Below are 15,771 nucleotides of genomic sequence, written 5' to 3'. Positions count from 1 at the left end.
GCGTGCAACGGCGGAACCCTGCGCCAATCCGCGCGTTGGCCGCATGAGGGGTGTGAGGGGAACTCGCTGGTGCGGGCCAAGGACAAGCCGCCGACGGGCTACCCGCCGGGCGTGCGTATCGACAAGACGGCCGACAGCGTGCTGCGCGGCCTGGTCGACGCTGTGACCGACCACGCTATCCACCTGCTGGATCCCGACGGCTGCGTGGTCACCTGGAACACCGGCGCCGCGCGGCTGAAGGGCTATGCCCCGGCCGAGGTCGAGGGACGGCACATCTCGATGTTCTTCACGCCCGAGGATCGCGCGGTCGGCGCTCCGGAGAGGCTGCTGGCTACGGCTGCTGCCGAGGACCGGGTTCAGGCTGAAGGGTGGCGGGTCCGCAAGGACGGCACGCGGTTCTGGGCCGTCGACACCCTGTACGCGGTCCGGGCCGAAGATGGCGAGCTGATCGGCTACGCGATGGTGACGCGTGACATGACGGCCGAACGCGACGCGCAACTGGCCCTGGCCCAGAGCGAACGCCGGTTCCGATTGCTGGTGGGGGGGATCACCGACTACGCCATCGTCATGCTCGATCCGAACGGCGTCGTGACCAAATGGAACCGCGGCGCCCAGCAGATCAATGGGTACGCCGACGGCGAGATCATCGGTCGGCATTTCAGCGTCTTCTACACGGCCAAGGATCGCCAGGCCGGGGCGCCCGCCCGGGCGCTGGAAACGGCGCTCCGCGATGGTCGCTTCGACGCCGAGGGCTGGCGCGTGTGCAAGGACGGGCGGCGCTTCTGGGCCTCAGTGGTGATCGATCCCATCTATGACGAGGACGACCGCTTCATCGGCTTCGCCAAGATCACGCGCGACGTCTCGGCGAAGAAGGCGGCGCAGGAAGCCCTGATCCAGAGCGAGCGGCAGTTCCGCACCCTGGTGTCGGGGGTGACCGACTACGCGATCTACATGCTGGATCCGAACGGGGTGGTGGCCAACTGGAACACGGGCGCCCAGCACATCAAGGGTTATGCGGCCGACGAGATCGTGGGCCGGCACTTCTCGATCTTCTACACCCGCGACGACCGGGCGGTCGGCACGCCGCTGCGGGCGCTCAAGACCGCCGCCGACCAGGGCCGCTACGAGGCCGAGGGCTGGCGGGTGCGCAAGGACGGCAGCCTGTTCTGGGCGTCGGTGATCATCGACGCGATCCGCGAAGAGGGCGGCGCCCTCATCGGCTTCGCCAAGATCACCCGCGACATCACCGACAAGCGCCGCGCCCAGCTGGACCTGCAGCGGGCGCACGAGCAGTTGGCGCAGAGTCAGAAGCTCGAGGCGTTGGGCAAGCTGACCGGCGGGGTGGCCCATGACTTCAACAATCTGCTGATGGTGGTCAGCGGCCAGGCCCAGCTGTTGCGCCGCCACCTCAAGGACGACCCGCGGTCGCTGCGCGCCCTGGATGCCGTGGAGGCGTCCGCGCGCCGGGGCGAGGAGCTGACGCGCCACCTCCTGTCCTTCTCGCGCCGCCAGCGGCTGTCGCCGGCGCCCGTGTCGCTTTCCGACCGGGCGACGGGACTGAGCGAGCTGCTTTCGGCCAGCCTGCCGCGCAGCATCCAGCTTGAGATGGACCTGCCCGGCGACCTCTGGCCGATCGCCGTCGATATCGGCGAGTTCGAACTGGCCGTCCTGAACCTGACCGTGAACGCGCGAGACGCGATGCCCAGGGGCGGGGCCATTCAGCTGCGCGCCCAGAACCGCTCGCTGAACGGGACCGAGACGCCGGACCGTCTGCAGGGCGACTTCGTGGCGCTGTCCGTGGAAGACACCGGCTCGGGCATCCCGCCCGACATCCTGCCGCGCATCTTCGACCCGTTCTTCACCACCAAGGATGTGGACAAGGGCACGGGCCTTGGCCTGAGCCAGGTCTATGGCTTCGCCCAGCAGTCAGGCGGCCAGGTGACCGTCGCAAGTCAGCTGGGCGCTGGCGCAGCCTTCACTCTCTATCTCCCGCGCGCAGACCGCGCGCCACAGGCGCAGGATGAACCCGAAGCTGCAGAGTTGAGCCGCCGCGGCCGCATCCTGCTGGTCGAAGACAACCCCGACGTCGCCGACGTGGCGGCGCGGATGCTGGAGGAGCTTGGCCACGAGGTGGTCGCCGCGTCGGGCGGGCTCCCGGGCCTGCGCAAGCTGGAGTCGGAAGGCCCGTTCGACCTGGTGCTGAGCGATATCGTGATGGCCGGCGAGATGGACGGGCTGGAGATGGCCCGCAAAATCCGCGTGCGATCCCCCGCGACGCCCGTGTTGCTGGCCACGGGCTACAGCGAAGCCGCCGCACGCATCGGCGCCGAGTTCCCGATCCTTCGGAAGCCCTACAGGCTGGCGGACCTCAACCGTTCGATCGCCAAGCTGCTCGCCCGGCCGCGGGCCAGCGTGGTGCGACTGGAAGAGGCGCGCCGGGCGCGGGACCAAAAGCCCGAAGCGTAGCGGCTCGCCGAAAAGACCGCGGGAGAGGCGGCCAGCGCCTCCCCCGCGAGTGATCCCTTGGCCGGCCGAGAACGAAAGCGCCGCGCCGAGGGGAGGACCTGTGCGCCCGTCCTCAGGCGAATTGGAAGCCGTTCGCCGCCTCAAGGACGCGCCGATAGAGCGTTCAGTTGCGGGCGGTCTGCACCTGGATCGCACCCCTGTTGCAGGCGCGGATCTGGCCGTCGGTCAGTTCGCGGGCGCCCGACTTGTAGCTGGCCACGGGGCCGATCACGGCCACCACCTTCCGGCACTCGCGCACCACGCCGTCGACGTTGTTCTTGCGCGCCGCCTCACCCTGGCAGGCGTCGCCGTCGCAGCGCCAGGCCACCCCGGCGATGGTCTGCTGGACTGGCGCCGTCGCCGGGTTCGCCAGCCGGGCTTCGCCCTTGTATCCCGTCGTCTGGGCGAAGGCGCCGCCCGCCGCGAACACGGCCATCGCCGCAATCGCGCTCACACACCTGAAGTTTTGCATTCTCGTGTTCCTTTCGGTAGAAAAGAGCACGACCGGTCGCTAAGCTCCAAAAAGGGCACGATCGGTCACTTTGTCAAGCAGGGAGGCTTGGCCGTATTGAAAAAAGGCGAAGCGACGAAGGCCCGCATCCTCGAAGAGGCGACGCGCCAGGCGGCGCTGCGTGGCCTCACGGGCGTAAGCCTGAACGACGTGGCCGAGGCCGTCGGCCTGTCCAAGAGCGGACTTTTCAAGCACTTCGAGTCCAAGGAAGACATGCACCTGGCCGTGGTGCAGATGGTCACGGACCGCTTCAGCGAGCTCATCAGGCTTCCGGCGTCGCAACTGCCCCCCGGTCGCCCGCGGCTGGAGAAGATCTTCGAGCGCTGGCTGCAGTGGTGCGAGGACGACTGGGCCGAAAGCGGATGCCCGATCATGCAGCTGTCGGTCGAGCTGGACGACCAGCCGGGCCCGCCGCGCGACCTGCTGCACAAGCAGTTGCAGGGCTTCCGCAAGACCGTGACGCGCGAGTTCCTGTCGTTGCGTGACCCGCCGCTCTCGGATCGCGAGGCCCAGGCGGCCTACTTCCAGATGAAGAGCTTCGTCCTGGGCCAGTCGGACGCGCGCCGCATGATGGGCGACGCAGACGCCCGCCGGTCGGCCCAGGCCGCCTTCGAGGCGCTGCTGGATCGCACGTCGCGGGCCGCCGCCTAGGAACCCTTCCGCGCGCCCCGCGTATGGCCTTCCTGATCAATCGGAAGGACCAAGCCATGCACAAGGACGAAGCCAAGGGCGCCGCGAAGGACATCAAGGGCTCGATCAAGGAAGCGGCCGGCAAGGCCACGGGTGATCGTGACCTGCAGGCCGACGGCGCCGCCGACCGCGTCGAAGGCAAGGTTCAGAAGGGCGTGGGCGCCCTGAAGGACGCCGCCCGGGACGTGCTGAAGAAATAGCCCCGGGTCTACGCCTCGGCGTCGATCTCGTCGAAGCTCTTGCCGCGCGTCTCCCGCGCGGCGAGGGCGGCGATGCCTGTGACCAGCGAGGCGGCTGCGACGTAGAGAGCGATCGGGAAGCCGGAACCCGTGGCCGCCAGCAGCGCGGCTGCGATCAGCGGCGCCAGCGAGCCCGCGAAGATCGAAGTGGCCTGGTAGGCCAGCGAGACGCCCGAGTAACGGTATCGCGTCGGGAACATCTCGGCCAGGAACGCCGCCTGTCCGCCGTACATCGCCGCATGGAACACCAGGGCGCCGCAGCAGGCGGCGACGATCATCGTCGGGTCGGCCGTGTCGAGCAGGCGGAAGAACGCGAACGCCCACAGCATCATCCCGAACGCGCCGAAGGCGTAGACCGGCCGCCGACCGATCCTGTCCGAGAGCCAGCCGAAGGCCGGGATGAGGATCACGTGGAGGGCAGAGGCGACGAGGATGGCGTTCAAGGCCACCTGCCGCGACAGCCCCACGGCCTGGGTCACGTAGGTGATCGTGAACACCGAGACGATGTAGTAGCTGATGTTCTCGGCGAACTTGAGCCCGCCGCCGATCAGCAGGCGCAGGGGCCGCTTGCGGATGGCCTCCAGGGCCGGAGCCTTGGGCAGGGCCTGGACCTCGGCCGCCACGGCCTTGAACGTCGGGCTCTCGTCGACCGTCGCGCGGATCCACCAGCCCACCCCGATCAGCACCGCCGACAACAGGAACGGCACGCGCCAGCCCCAGGCCAGGAAGTCGGCCTCGGTCTGCAGCGCCGCCATCACCGCCAGCAGGCCCGAAGCCAGCAGGCTGCCGGCCGCCACGCCGGCCTGTGGGAAGCTGGTCCAGAAGCCGCGGCGGGCGGCGTCGCCATGCTCGGCCACGATCAGCACTGCGCCGCCCCACTCGCCCCCCACAGCGAAGCCCTGCACCAGGCGCAGGACGATCAGCAGGACAGGCGCCAGGAGCCCCACCTGATCGAAGGTGGGCAGGCAACCGATCAGCACCGTCGCCACGCCCATCAGGATCAGGCTCAGCATCAGGAGCCGCTTGCGCCCGATCCGGTCGCCGTAGTGGCCAAAGATCACGCCGCCCAAGGGCCGGGCGACAAAGCCCAGCGCATAGGTCGCGAACGCCAGCATCGTACCGACCAGCGGCTCGGAGGCTGGGAAGAACAGCTTGTTGAACACCAGCGCCGCGGCGGTGCCGTAGAGAAAGAAATCGTACCACTCGATGGTGGTGCCGATCATGCTGGCGGCCACCACCTTGCGCAGCGTGGCAGGCGACGAGACCGGAGAGGCGGCCGCGGTCATCGGCGGCCGCGTGGTGCGGCGGACGGGCGCATGGGCATTGAGGAAACCTCCCAGGCCGGCGTCTCTCACGCACCGGCTCGACGGGACTGTCCGCGAACGCTCGCCGCCGCTCAAGGCCTAAGCTGCCGGCGACCGTCGGTCGCACCCTGTCGGCTATAGGGTTGACGTTAACGATTGGCCCGCCATCTTGCCGCCTTCGTTTCGACGGCCTGGAGGCGCTATGCCGAACCTCGTCCGCCGCAGAGAGCTGCTCACCTTTGGGGCCGCCGCCGGCCTCACCGCGATCGCCGCCCCCGCTTGGGCTCAGCGACTCGACATCTGGGAACCGCGCCGCGCGGTCCTGCACAACCTCCACACGGGGGAGGCCTTCAACGAGGTCTACTACGCCAACGGCAGCTACCTGCCCGACGCCCTCGCCGAAGCGAACCGCGTCATGCGCGACTGGCGCACCGGCGATCAGACCTTCATCGACCCAGCGCTTTTCGACGCGCTGCACTCGATCCAGCTGAAACTCGAAACGACGCAACCTTTCCAGGTGGTATCGGGCTACCGCTCGCCGAAGACGAACGCGATGCTGCGCTCGCGGTCGAAGGGCGTGGCCGAGCATAGCCAGCACACGGTGGGCAAGGCCGTCGACATCGTCGTGCCGGGGGTGGACCTCGCAAACCTGCGTGACGCCGCGCTGGACCTGGGCGCCGGTGGGGTGGGCTACTATCCCGTCTCCAACTTCGTCCATGTCGACACCGGCCGCGTCCGCCAGTGGCGCGGGGCCTGACGCCGAGCCGATCTCCTAGCCCGTGCGTTGCGCCTGCGGCCGTACGTCGGCGCGGTCAACCACCACTTGGTGAGGGTAGGGGAAGCTCAGGCCCCGGGCCTCAAGCGCTTCCTTCGCCTGCTTGGTCAGATCGAAGCGGGTATCCATCCAGTCGTCTGGCGTGGCCCAGCAGCGAAGGGTGACGTTCACCGACGAGTCGCCCATGGCGGTGACCTTGGCCCAGGGCGCAGGCTGCTTCAGAACTCGCGGGTCGCTTTCGGCCAGATGGGTCAGGGTGGCCAGCGCCACGTTCAGGTCGTCCTCGTAGTCGACCCCGAACACGATCTCGATGCGGCGTCGTCCGGCCTGGCTGATGTTGACGATCATGTCACCGAACACCTTGCCGTTGGGGAGATAGAGGGTCAGGCCGTCGTAATCGAGCAGCTTGGTGTTGAAGAGGTCCATCCCCACCACCTTGCCCTGGCGGCCGTTCAACTCGACACGGTCGCCGGCGCGGTAGGGCCGCAGCAAGAGGATCATGACGCCCGCGGCGACGTTGCCCAGGGTCCCTTGCAACGCCAGGCCGATGGCCAGTGAGGCGGCGCCCAGCACCGCCAGCACCGACGTCGCCTGAACGCCCAGCTGCTGCAGCACCGCCACCAGGCCGATAGCGATCACCACGTACTTCACCAGCGTCGACACGAAGATCGCCAGCGTCTGGTCGGCCTGCTGATGGTGGCCTGGCAGGCGGCTCAACGCCCGCTCGGCCAGTTTTCCCAGCCGCCCTGCCAGCCAGAGCGTCGCGGCCAGGATCACCAGGGCGACCAGCAGGCGAATGGAAAACGAGCCCAGTGTGGCGGCCATGCCGCGCAGCATCACGGGATCGCCGGACAGGGCCATTCCGACCATGTCGAAGAGGGGCGTGACGGGGTCTTCTGTTTTCGGGGCCAAGCGGGATCTCGCGTCAACGACCCCCGAGGCGAGAACTCGCAAAGCGCCACGGCGATGCGAGGTGTCAGAAAAATTCGAATGCTCTGGTCGGCGCCCACGGGCCGACAGGGCCCATATGTGACGCATCAATCCTGAAACTGGAGTCCTGTCTGATGGCCTTGTCGCTCTATGACGCCTCGATCCCCGGCTTTGTGCTGATGCTGAAGAACCTCGCCGCGCTGCTGGCCAAGGCCGAGGCGCACGCCAAGGCGACCGGCGTGGATCCCCAAGTCTATCTCGAGAAGCGCCTGGCGCCCGACATGGGCACGTTCACGGCCCAGATCCAGCTGGCCAGCGATGCGGCGAAAGGCGGCGCGGCTCGCCTGGCGGGCGTCACCCCGCCCAGCTTCCCTGACACCGAGACGACCTGGGATCAGGTCAAGGCGCGCGTGGCCAACACCATCGCGTTCCTGGAGTCGGTGGAGCCGGCCAAGGTCAACGGCGATCCCGAGCGGACGGTCGAACTGCCCATCCCCGGCCGGACGCTCACGTTCACGGCCCGGGACTTCCTGTTCACCTTCGCGCTGCCGAACTTCCACTTCCACGTGGTGACGGCGTACGGCCTGCTGCGGGCGGCCGGCGTGCCGCTGGGCAAGATGGACTACCTGGCCGGCGGCCGGCCTGAGGCGCTCGCCGCCTGACTAGGCGGCTTTGCGGTATTCCATCGCGGGCGCCCTTTCGGCGCTCGCAACCTTCTGAGGAGCGCGTGCGGGAAGGTTAGTCCAGATCCAGACGGACCCCAGGACGACCATGAAGAGACCGAACATGGCGAAGACGACGGTCAGGACGACGACGGTGGCGGCGGGCATTTGGCTCTCCCTTGAAACACCCGCCGGATAGCTGCGGCCGCAAGGCGCAGCTTTGATCCAGGTCAATCGGGCCGCGTCTCAACAGACGCGGAACTCCTGGCTCATCTGGATCTGGTAGGTGCGGGCGACCCAGCCGGCGACTTCCTTGTCGATCGCCAGCGCCGCGCAGCGGTCGGCCTTGCTGGCCGCCACGCCGGCAAGGTTGCCCCCGGTCCGCATCCCGGTCATCAGGCTTCGCCCGTAGATGGCCACCGCGTTCCGCGGATCGTCTGCCAGCACCTTGGCGAAGTCCGCCGCAGCCTCGCCGTTGCGGCCGATTTTCAGGAACAGGTAGGCGCGGTCCAGCCGCCCGTCGACGTCGTCGGGGCGCAGCGCCACGGCCTTGTCGCAGTCGCCGGGCGCCTGTGCGCGCCAGGTCCCGCGGGCAGCGGCGGCGCAAAGCCACGCCCAGTTGTGGTGATCCGTCGGGTTGGCCTTGGCCCTGTCCGCGATGTCCACGGGCAGCGCCTGCGACTGGCGAAGCGCGGCCTTGATGTTCTCGACCACATGGCCCTTCTGGCCGTGGCACAGCGCCGGGACCTGATAGTCGCCCGCTTCGACCACCCGGCCACGCTTGCCGGAGTAGCCGGCCGCCGCGCTCAGCAGCTTGCCGTCCAGGGTGAAGGCGCCGGACTGGCCGTCGAAGATGCGGTTGGCGGCGCAGTCGACGGTCGCGACCTGGCTGACCAGGGGCCCGGCGTCCTTGATCGAACTGACCGTGCGGCCAACCTTGACGACCGTCGCGGTGACCAGGCCTTCAGGACTGCGCTTCACAGTGTCCAGCGCCACATAGGTGACGTCGGTGGAGTTCGACATCGCGAACTGCAGCGGGCCGGCCGGGAGGGTGGGCGGATTGGCGGCGGCTTCGGCGGCCTCCTGCTTGGCGCGCGAAACGTCGCTGAGCAGCCAGAAGCCCACGCCGCCCGCCACCAGCGCGCAAAGGCCCAGGAATACGAACAGGACCGTGTTCGGTGTTTTCCGCGCCATCGCAATCTCCCCCCAGTTGCATGCGTGCGATACTCGCGTTCATGCCGACCGTACCGGCGGATCGCAGTGCTCGTCCATATGGCCAAGCTTGGGCTGGGCGGCCCGACGCAATGTTGAAAGGCATCCGCCGGCCCCCACGGTTGCGTAGCTGTCAGGCGGCGCTCGGGTTAGAGTGGGCGCGCAGCGATGGAGCGATCGATGTTGGTCAGGTCAGTTGGATTGGCGCTGGCGGCCGCCAGCCTCGCCGGTGCGGCGCAGGCTGAAACGCTGACGCCGTCGCAGGCGCTGGCCCAGGCCGTGCGGCCCGAGTTGGCCCGCGCGCCGGTGGTCAAGCTTTCGCTGGACCCCCGTTCCGCCGAGGCCCACGCGCTGAAGCGCGCCGGCATCGCCCGCACGGCCATTGATCGGCGGCTGGATGACGACGTGACCGGAGCTCTGGGCTTCCTGTGCGGTATCCAACCCGGCGCCGAACGCAGCGGCGCCGCCGCTGCTCGAGGCGTGGACCCGTCGGGCCGGTTCGTCGGCGCAAAGCTCAGCCTGGCCTTCCGCTAGGCGCTGACGCCGTCTGCGGACCCTCACGTCACGATGTGCAGGGCGGATGCACGGGCTCTGTGCAGAAAACGCATAGCGACAGTGCGAAATCGCTGACCATTAAGTAACCGAAGCAGTGCTATCAGATGGGCGTCCGAAGCACGGACGGCCCCGCCCCCACCGGGGTCTCCCCAGACTAAGAAGGCCCTCGCCATGATCCTCTCGTCCCTGCGTAGCCTGTTCCAAGCGGCGGCCGCCCCGGCCCTGCTGACGGCGATGCTGGGCCTGGTGATCGGTTTCGCGACCATCGGGGTTGTCGGCGCCGTCTAGGCGTTCTCCCCGCTCGCGGCTCCTCCCCAGGCCGCAGCCCCAAGCGCACGTCCCCGGCGTGCGCTTTTTCTTTGCCCGCAGGCCTGGCGGCTGGCTGTCGCCAACATGAACGACCGGCTCCAGGGGCGTTCAGGCGCGGCCCTGCACTCTCAGTCTCAAGATGCCGGCGCTTCCCCGTCCGGCGAATGAACGCTGAAGGAGCTGAGCCATGACCAAGATCCTGACCAAGGCCGTTCTGGCCCTGACCGTCGCCGGCGCGGTGGCGCTCCCCGCGAGTCAGGCCGCGGCGGCCTCGAAGACCGAAAGCGCGCTGCTGGGCGCTCTGATCGGCGGCGTCGCCGGCGCAGCGATCGGCAACGGCAAGACCGAAGGCGTGGTCCTGGGGGCCGTGGCCGGCGCGGCCGTGGGCGCGGCGGTCGACAACGACAACGACAAGCGTCGTTACCGCAACGGCTACGCCTATCGTACGAGCCGCCCCTATTACAGCGACAGCCGCTACCGCACCTACGATCGCGGCGACTACGGCCGGGATGGCTACGACGGACGCGGCTCGTATGACCGCTATGACAATGGCTACGGCTATCGCCGCTAGGTCCTGATCTTCGGGACACACACACGCCAGGGGCGCTGCGCGAGCAGCGCCCCTCTTTTCGCATGTGCGAAATCGCAGAGCTGCAGTGCAAAATTGCTGATCTATGCAGCGTTCAGATTCTGGTATCCATCATTCGTCCCAAACGGACGCCCCGCTCCCCCGGGGACCCCAGAACTGAAAAACTAGGTGTGTGTTATGTCTCTTATGAAGAATTTCGACCGGATCGCCCCTCTCTACCTGCTGGCTCTCGGCGCTTTCGCTGCGATCTCCACGGCGGGTCTGGGCATCTGACGCCTCCCCATCCTCACGGTCGAACCGAGGAGGGGCCCTTTCGGGCCCCTTTTCGTTTTTGGACGTTCGCAGGTGCGTCATACGAAAACTAATGCCGACCACCAAAAAACAACGATTGAACACTGCTTAGATTGTGCTATCTAAGCATTGTCCAGATGGACGGGGCCGGATGGGCCGGCCCCGACTGCAAGTAAGGAGAATGCCTATGTCGCTCCGGATGAACCGGGTGCTCGACATGGTCGTGACGTACGCGGTGCTGGGTCTGACCCTGACCGTCGCCGGCGCCACCGCCATCCTCGGCGCCTGACCACATGTCGCTCGACTAGAGACCTCGCCCCCGCAATGCGCTGGGCGGGGTCCAAGAGCTCAAGATCCAGGCCCGTGCCGTCGTAGAGTTGTCTCCGAATCGGGCCTATAGTTTTCCTCGGTAACGTCGATCTCTCGCATTGGGGTGCTGTCTTCAGTCCCACTCTGATCGTCATTCACGCCGCGAAGCGACCCGGGAGGATCCGCCATGCAGATCCTTAAGGCTCCGCCGTCTGGCTGGCCCTGTCTGGTGCTCAACGCCGACTTCCGGCCGCTGTCCTATTATCCGCTGTCGCTCTGGCCCTGGCAGGAAGTGATCAAGGCCGTCTTCCTGGATCGCGTGGACGTGGTGTCCACCTACGACCAGGAAGTCCACTCGCCGTCCTTCGCCATGAAGCTGCCCAGCGTGGTGTCGCTGAAGCAGTACGTCGCTCAGGACCGGCCGCCGGCCTTTACGCGGTTTAACCTGTTCCTGCGCGACAGCTTCACCTGCCAGTACTGCACCGCCGACCACGAGCTGACGTTCGACCATGTGATCCCGCGGTCGCGCGGCGGCCGCACGACGTGGGAGAACATCGTCACCGCGTGCGCGCGCTGCAACCTGATGAAGGGCGGCCGCACGCCGCACGAGGCGCACATGCACCCCCGGCTGAAGCCGCGTCGGCCCAGCGCGCACGAGCTACAGGAACGGGGGCGGAAGTTCCCGCCGCACCACCTGCACGAAAGCTGGCTCGACTACCTTTATTGGGACATCGAACTGGAGGCTTAGCCGGCTTCCACGTCGCGTGAGCGGAGGCGAGCGATGCGCAGCAGCGCCTCGACGTTAAAGCACTGCGTCAGTCTCTCGGCGATCTCGTCCAGGGCGGCGTCTACCGCATCCGTATGATCGCCGGCGTGTGTGCTCGCGCTAAACTGCGCCAGGAACGCCGCACGGGCCCGGGTCTTCGCGAACAGGCCGTGGACGTAGCAGCCGGCGATCCGGCCATCTGGAGAGACGGCGCCGCCGGAGCTGAGGAATGGGCGGGCGAGCGCGGGGCCGGTCGTGCGGCCGACGTGCATCTCGTAGCCTTCGAAAGCGCCGCCGAGGAGCTGGCCGCGGACCGGCTTCAGCACCTTGTCGCCGGTGAGGACAGTCTCGACGTTGAGCAGGCCCAGCCCCGGCGCCTCGCCGGGCGAGCCCTCGATCCCGTCGGGGTCGGCGATGCGATGGCCCAGCATCTGGAAGCCGCCGCAGATGCCCAGGACGCGGCCGCCGCGGCGGACGTGGCCCATCAGGTCGATGTCCCAGCCCTGGGCGCGGAGGAAGGCGAGGTCGGCGAGGGTGGCTTTCGTGCCGGGCAGGATGACGAGGTCGCAGACCGGCAGCGGTTGGCCGGGTGGCACGAACCGCAGGTCGACCTCGGGCTCGGCGCGAAGGGGGTCGAAGTCGTCGAAGTTGGCGATGCGCGACAGCATCGGGACCGCGATCGTCACCCGGGCGGCCGGTCCATCGGCGGCCCGCTCCAGAACCACGGCGTCCTCGGCGGGAAGGCGGGCGGCGGCCGCCAGCCAGGGCGCCATGCCCAGGTCGGCCCAGCCCGTGCGGCGAACGATCTCGGCCCGGCCCTCGTCGAACAGCGCCGGGTCGCCGCGGAACTTGTTGATCAGGAACCCCTGGATGCGCCCGCGGTCGGCGGCGTCCAGCACCTCGTAGGCGCCCACGAGGCTGGCGATCACGTGGCCACGGTCAATGTCGCCGATCAGGACGACAGGCACGTCGGCCGCATGGGCGAAGCCCATGTTGGCGATGTCGTTGGCGCGAAGGTTGGTCTCGGCCGGACTGCCGGCGCCTTCGACGATCACGAGATCGGCCTGCGCCTCCAGATGGCGGAAGTTCTCGACCACGACCGGCAGCAGCGAGCCCTTGCGGTCCTGGTAGGCGGCGGCCTGCCATGTGCCTTCCATGCGGCCGCGCACGATGAGCTGGGCGCCGGTGTCGGACTGGGGCTTCAGCAGCACAGGGTTCATGTCGACGGTGGGCGGGGTGCGGCAGGCGATGGCCTGCAAGGCCTGGGCCCGGCCGATCTCGCCGCCGTCCGCCGTGACCGCGGCGTTGTTCGACATGTTCTGCGGCTTGAACGGGCGAACCGTCAGGCCGCGGGTCGTGAACAGACGGCAGAGACCGGCGACCAGCACCGACTTGCCCACGTCCGACCCGCAGCCCTGCAGCATCAGCGCGGCCATCAGGCGGGCCCCAGGTAGTCGACCAGCGCCTCGGACCCCGCGCCAGCGATACACGCGCGGACGTCGAAGACTTCGGCAAGCAGTTCGGGCGTGAGGGTCTCAGCCATAGGACCGAAGGCGACGAGCCGGCCCTCGCGCAGCGCGATGACGTGCGTGGCGTGGCGCAGCGCCAAGGTCAGGTCGTGCAGGGTCGTGACCACCAGGCGTCCCTCGTTCACAGCCAGCCGGCGCAGGCGTGTGATGGTGTCCAGGCGATGGCGAGGATCGAGCCCCGAGATCGGTTCGTCGGCCAGCAGCACCTGCGGATCGCCCACCAGCGCGCGGGCCAGCATGGCGCGGGCCAGCTCACCGCCCGATAGCGTAGTGGCGGGCTGGAAGCGCTGCGGGATCAGGTCGAAGGCCTCGAGCGCCTGGGTCAGCCGCGGCTCGAAGCCGCCGGCCAGGCCGCCGAACGCCGGCAGTTGCGGCGTCAGCCCAAGAGCCACGACGCGCTCCACCGAAATCGGCCACTCGGCCCGCAGGCTCTGCGGCAGGTAGGCCCGACGCCGCGCAAGGTCGCGGCGATCGATGGTCAGCACGGGTTTGCCGTCGAGGGTGACGTCGCCGCGCTCCGGCTTCATGAGGCCGGCCAGGCAGTTGAGCAGCGTCGACTTGCCAGCCCCGTTCGCCCCGATCAGGGCCACGAACATGCCGGCCTCGAGGCGCGCCGACACGCCGTCGACAATGGCGCGGCCGCCGCGCTGGACAGTGACGTTGCGGGCCTCCAGCACGCTCATGGCGCCAGCCTCCGCAGGCGCACGACCAGCCAGAAGAAGAATGGCGTGCCGATCAGGCTGGTGACAACGCCCAGGCGCAGCTCCGAGCTGGTGTGCAGCACGCGCGTCAGGATGTCGGCCAGCAACAGCAGCGCGGCGCCGAACAGGGCCGAGGGCAGCAGCGTGCGGCTGGGCTGGTAGCCTACGAACGGCCGCACCAGGTGCGGCGCGATCAGGCCAATGAAGCCCACCGAACCCGTCACTGACGTGGCCGCGCCGACGGCCAGCGCCGTGCCCAGCAAGGCCAGCGCCCGGGTGCGGTCGAGATCGACGCCCAGGCTGGAGGCCTGGGCTTCGCCGAGGGAGAGCGCGTCGATGGCGCGGCCCATGGTGGCCAGGATCGCGAGGCCTACCAGGATGAACGGCCCCGCCAGCAGGATATGGTCCCAGCTCTTCTGCGAGAGCGAGCCCAGCATCCAGATGCTCATTTCGAACGCGGCGTAGGGGTTGGGCGCGAAGTTGAGCGCCATTGCGAGGAAGGCGCCCATCAGCCCGGAGACCGCGGCGCCGGCCAGGATCAGGCTGAGCGTCCCGCCGCGGCCCAGCGCGAAGGTCAGGGCGCCGGCCCCGAGGGCGCCGGCCAGACCCAGGATCGGCGTGGCCAGGGCGAAGGCCGTCGCCAGGCTGAAGTAGATCGAGACCACGGCGCCCAGGGCCGCGCCGCTGGAGACGCCCAGCAGCCCTGGCTCGGCCAACGGGTTGCGGAGCAGCCCCTGCAGCACCGCTCCCGACAGGCCCAAGGCCGCGCCGACCAGGATCGCGAGCACGGTGCGCGGCAGCCGAAGCTCCAGGACAACGAGGCGGGTCAGGCTGACGTCGGGCGAGGTCAGAGCGTGGAGGATCTCCTGGGGGCCGATGTTGACGCGGCCGAGGAACAGCGAGGCGGCCGCCGCCACGATCAGCAGCAGGACGGCCAGGGCGCTCATCGGCAGGGGGCGCGAAGTCATCGGGCGGCGCCGTTCGGCAGGGCGTCGAGCTGGCGACGGAGGTCCACGGCGGCCTTGGCCGATTGGGGCAGGCCGCAGTTGAAGGCCACTTCGGGGTAGGCGAGGCGGCGGCCTTCGAAGACGCGGCGGACCACGCGGTGGCGGGCCTCGTCGTTCTGCAGCAGGGGCTTGGCCCCGCCGGCGTACACGAGGGCGTCGGGCCGCGCCTCCAGCAGCCGCTCGACGTCGAAGCCCGTGTAGAGCCCGCCCGGCTGGGCTGCGATGTTCACCGCGCCCGCAGCGCGGATGATGCGGTCGGCGAAGGTGTCCGAGCCCGGCACGGTCGCACCGCCATCCCAGACGACGATCCGGTTCGGGCGTTTCGGAGCCTGGGACGCGAGCTGCGCGAGACGGGCGTCAAGTTCCCGCACCAGCGCCTCGGCCCGCGCCGGCTCGCCGACGGCGGCGCCCACCTGGCGCAGGGTCGTCCGCACGTCGTCGAAGGTGCGCGCGCTTTTCACCTCGACCAGCGGCGCGCCGACCTCGTGAGCGAGGCGGCGCGTCACCGCCAGCGAGAAGTCGCCGGTCAGGATCAGGTCGGGCCGAAACCTGATGATGTCTTCCGGGGTCCCGTAGTTGATCGCGATCCCGTCGGCGGCGCCTGGAAAGAGCGCCGCCGATCCGTCGCGGGCGAGATAGGTCACGCCCGCGATCCGCGACTTTGGAACCAGCTGCAGCAGCAGGAGGTCGGTGCACTGGTTCATTGAGAGGATGCGGACCGGCTTGGCCGGAGCGGCGTGGGCGGGGAGGGCCAGGAGAACGAGAGCCGCAAAGGCGGAGCCCAACGCCAGAAGCCCTCTCCCCCTTGCGGGGAGAGGGTTGGGAGAGGGGGTGTCAGCGTCGCGCTTGCAGGCTCGCACCCCCACCCCCGACCCCTCCCCGCAGGG

The 15,771-nt window shown here is 68.9% G+C and carries 17 protein-coding genes; 8 read left to right on the top strand and 9 right to left on the bottom strand.

The features are described from left to right. Positions 1 to 69 precede the first annotated feature (69 nt). Positions 70 to 2,466, top strand: coding sequence for a PAS domain S-box protein (locus tag EPN98_RS14340; protein WP_293363516.1), 2,397 nt, complete (start codon positions 70 to 72; stop codon positions 2,464 to 2,466). A gap of 163 nt (positions 2,467 to 2,629) precedes the next feature. On the opposite strand, the gene EPN98_RS14335 is transcribed toward EPN98_RS14340, so the two are convergent. Beyond that, positions 2,630 to 2,977 carry a hypothetical protein gene (locus tag EPN98_RS14335; RefSeq protein ID WP_293363515.1) on the bottom strand — a complete coding sequence of 116 codons (348 nt, stop codon included), beginning with the start codon at positions 2,975 to 2,977 and terminating at the stop codon, positions 2,630 to 2,632. 87 nt (positions 2,978 to 3,064) lie between these two features. Here EPN98_RS14335 and EPN98_RS14330 point away from each other — a divergent pair, with 87 nt between their 5' ends. Beyond that, on the top strand, positions 3,065 to 3,667 hold the full coding sequence (locus EPN98_RS14330; protein ID WP_293363513.1) for a TetR/AcrR family transcriptional regulator: 603 nt from the start codon (positions 3,065 to 3,067) through the stop codon (positions 3,665 to 3,667). A gap of 56 nt (positions 3,668 to 3,723) precedes the next feature. Then, positions 3,724 to 3,906, top strand: coding sequence for a CsbD family protein (locus EPN98_RS14325; RefSeq protein WP_293363512.1), 183 nt, complete (start codon positions 3,724 to 3,726; stop codon positions 3,904 to 3,906). 8 nt (positions 3,907 to 3,914) lie between these two features. Here the strand turns inward: EPN98_RS14325 and EPN98_RS14320 are convergent, their stop codons facing one another. Beyond that, positions 3,915 to 5,300 carry an MFS transporter gene (locus EPN98_RS14320; RefSeq protein ID WP_293363511.1) on the bottom strand — a complete coding sequence of 462 codons (1,386 nt, stop codon included), beginning with the start codon at positions 5,298 to 5,300 and terminating at the stop codon, positions 3,915 to 3,917. Positions 5,301 to 5,451: 151 nt separating this feature from the next. Here EPN98_RS14320 and EPN98_RS14315 point away from each other — a divergent pair, with 151 nt between their 5' ends. Next, on the top strand, positions 5,452 to 6,006 hold the full coding sequence (locus EPN98_RS14315; RefSeq protein WP_293363509.1) for a DUF882 domain-containing protein: 555 nt from the start codon (positions 5,452 to 5,454) through the stop codon (positions 6,004 to 6,006). 15 nt (positions 6,007 to 6,021) lie between these two features. Here EPN98_RS14315 and EPN98_RS14310 read toward each other — a convergent pair whose 3' ends face one another. After that, positions 6,022 to 6,936, bottom strand: a complete 915-nt coding sequence (locus EPN98_RS14310) for a mechanosensitive ion channel family protein (protein WP_293363508.1) — start codon at positions 6,934 to 6,936, stop codon at positions 6,022 to 6,024. Positions 6,937 to 7,088: 152 nt separating this feature from the next. Between EPN98_RS14310 and EPN98_RS14305 the strand changes: the two genes are divergently transcribed. Beyond that, positions 7,089 to 7,616 carry a DUF1993 family protein gene (locus EPN98_RS14305; protein ID WP_293363507.1) on the top strand — a complete coding sequence of 176 codons (528 nt, stop codon included), beginning with the start codon at positions 7,089 to 7,091 and terminating at the stop codon, positions 7,614 to 7,616. Here EPN98_RS14305 and EPN98_RS14300 read toward each other — a convergent pair whose 3' ends face one another. Then, the gene (locus EPN98_RS14300; RefSeq protein WP_293363506.1) at positions 7,617 to 7,784 is read right to left on the bottom strand and encodes a hypothetical protein; all 168 of its coding nucleotides are present in this window, start codon (positions 7,782 to 7,784) and stop codon (positions 7,617 to 7,619) included. Positions 7,785 to 7,862: 78 nt separating this feature from the next. Next, positions 7,863 to 8,810: a hypothetical protein gene (locus EPN98_RS14295; protein ID WP_293363505.1), complete on the bottom strand. Its 948-nt coding sequence runs from the start codon at positions 8,808 to 8,810 to the stop codon at positions 7,863 to 7,865. Between the two features lie 198 nt (positions 8,811 to 9,008). On the opposite strand from EPN98_RS14295, the gene EPN98_RS14290 reads away from it, so the two are divergent. The 3 genes from EPN98_RS14290 (at position 9,009) to EPN98_RS14280 (ending at position 11,629) form a co-directional block, all read left to right on the top strand. After that, a complete protein-coding gene (locus EPN98_RS14290; RefSeq protein WP_293363504.1) occupies positions 9,009 to 9,362 on the top strand; it encodes a hypothetical protein in 354 nt (117 codons plus the stop codon). A gap of 517 nt (positions 9,363 to 9,879) precedes the next feature. Beyond that, on the top strand, positions 9,880 to 10,263 hold the full coding sequence (locus EPN98_RS14285) for a glycine zipper 2TM domain-containing protein (protein WP_293363503.1): 384 nt from the start codon (positions 9,880 to 9,882) through the stop codon (positions 10,261 to 10,263). 805 nt (positions 10,264 to 11,068) lie between these two features. Beyond that, positions 11,069 to 11,629 (top strand): HNH endonuclease, encoded by a 561-nt coding sequence (locus EPN98_RS14280; protein ID WP_293363502.1) that lies wholly within the window; start codon positions 11,069 to 11,071, stop codon positions 11,627 to 11,629. Here the strand turns inward: EPN98_RS14280 and EPN98_RS14275 are convergent. Genes EPN98_RS14275 through EPN98_RS14260 form a run of 4 tightly spaced genes read right to left on the bottom strand, consistent with a single transcriptional unit; the run spans position 11,626 to position 15,669 of the window. Further along, on the bottom strand, positions 11,626 to 13,083 hold the full coding sequence (locus tag EPN98_RS14275; RefSeq protein WP_293363501.1) for a cobyric acid synthase: 1,458 nt from the start codon (positions 13,081 to 13,083) through the stop codon (positions 11,626 to 11,628). The genes EPN98_RS14280 and EPN98_RS14275 overlap by 4 nt on opposite strands. Next, positions 13,083 to 13,859 carry an ABC transporter ATP-binding protein gene (locus EPN98_RS14270; protein WP_293363500.1) on the bottom strand — a complete coding sequence of 259 codons (777 nt, stop codon included), beginning with the start codon at positions 13,857 to 13,859 and terminating at the stop codon, positions 13,083 to 13,085. The genes EPN98_RS14275 and EPN98_RS14270 overlap by 1 nt, the downstream gene beginning before the upstream one ends. After that, positions 13,856 to 14,845 carry an iron ABC transporter permease gene (locus EPN98_RS14265; RefSeq protein ID WP_293363498.1) on the bottom strand — a complete coding sequence of 330 codons (990 nt, stop codon included), beginning with the start codon at positions 14,843 to 14,845 and terminating at the stop codon, positions 13,856 to 13,858. The genes EPN98_RS14270 and EPN98_RS14265 overlap by 4 nt, the downstream gene beginning before the upstream one ends. Continuing rightward, a complete protein-coding gene (locus EPN98_RS14260; protein ID WP_293363496.1) occupies positions 14,842 to 15,669 on the bottom strand; it encodes an ABC transporter substrate-binding protein in 828 nt (275 codons plus the stop codon). The genes EPN98_RS14265 and EPN98_RS14260 overlap by 4 nt, the downstream gene beginning before the upstream one ends. Between the last annotated feature and the right edge of the window lie 102 nt (positions 15,670 to 15,771).

Origin of the sequence: Phenylobacterium sp. (assembly GCF_004299445.1) — a bacterium.
Taxonomy (GTDB): domain Bacteria; phylum Pseudomonadota; class Alphaproteobacteria; order Caulobacterales; family Caulobacteraceae; genus Phenylobacterium.
This window is presented reverse-complemented; position numbering and strand designations above follow the sequence as displayed.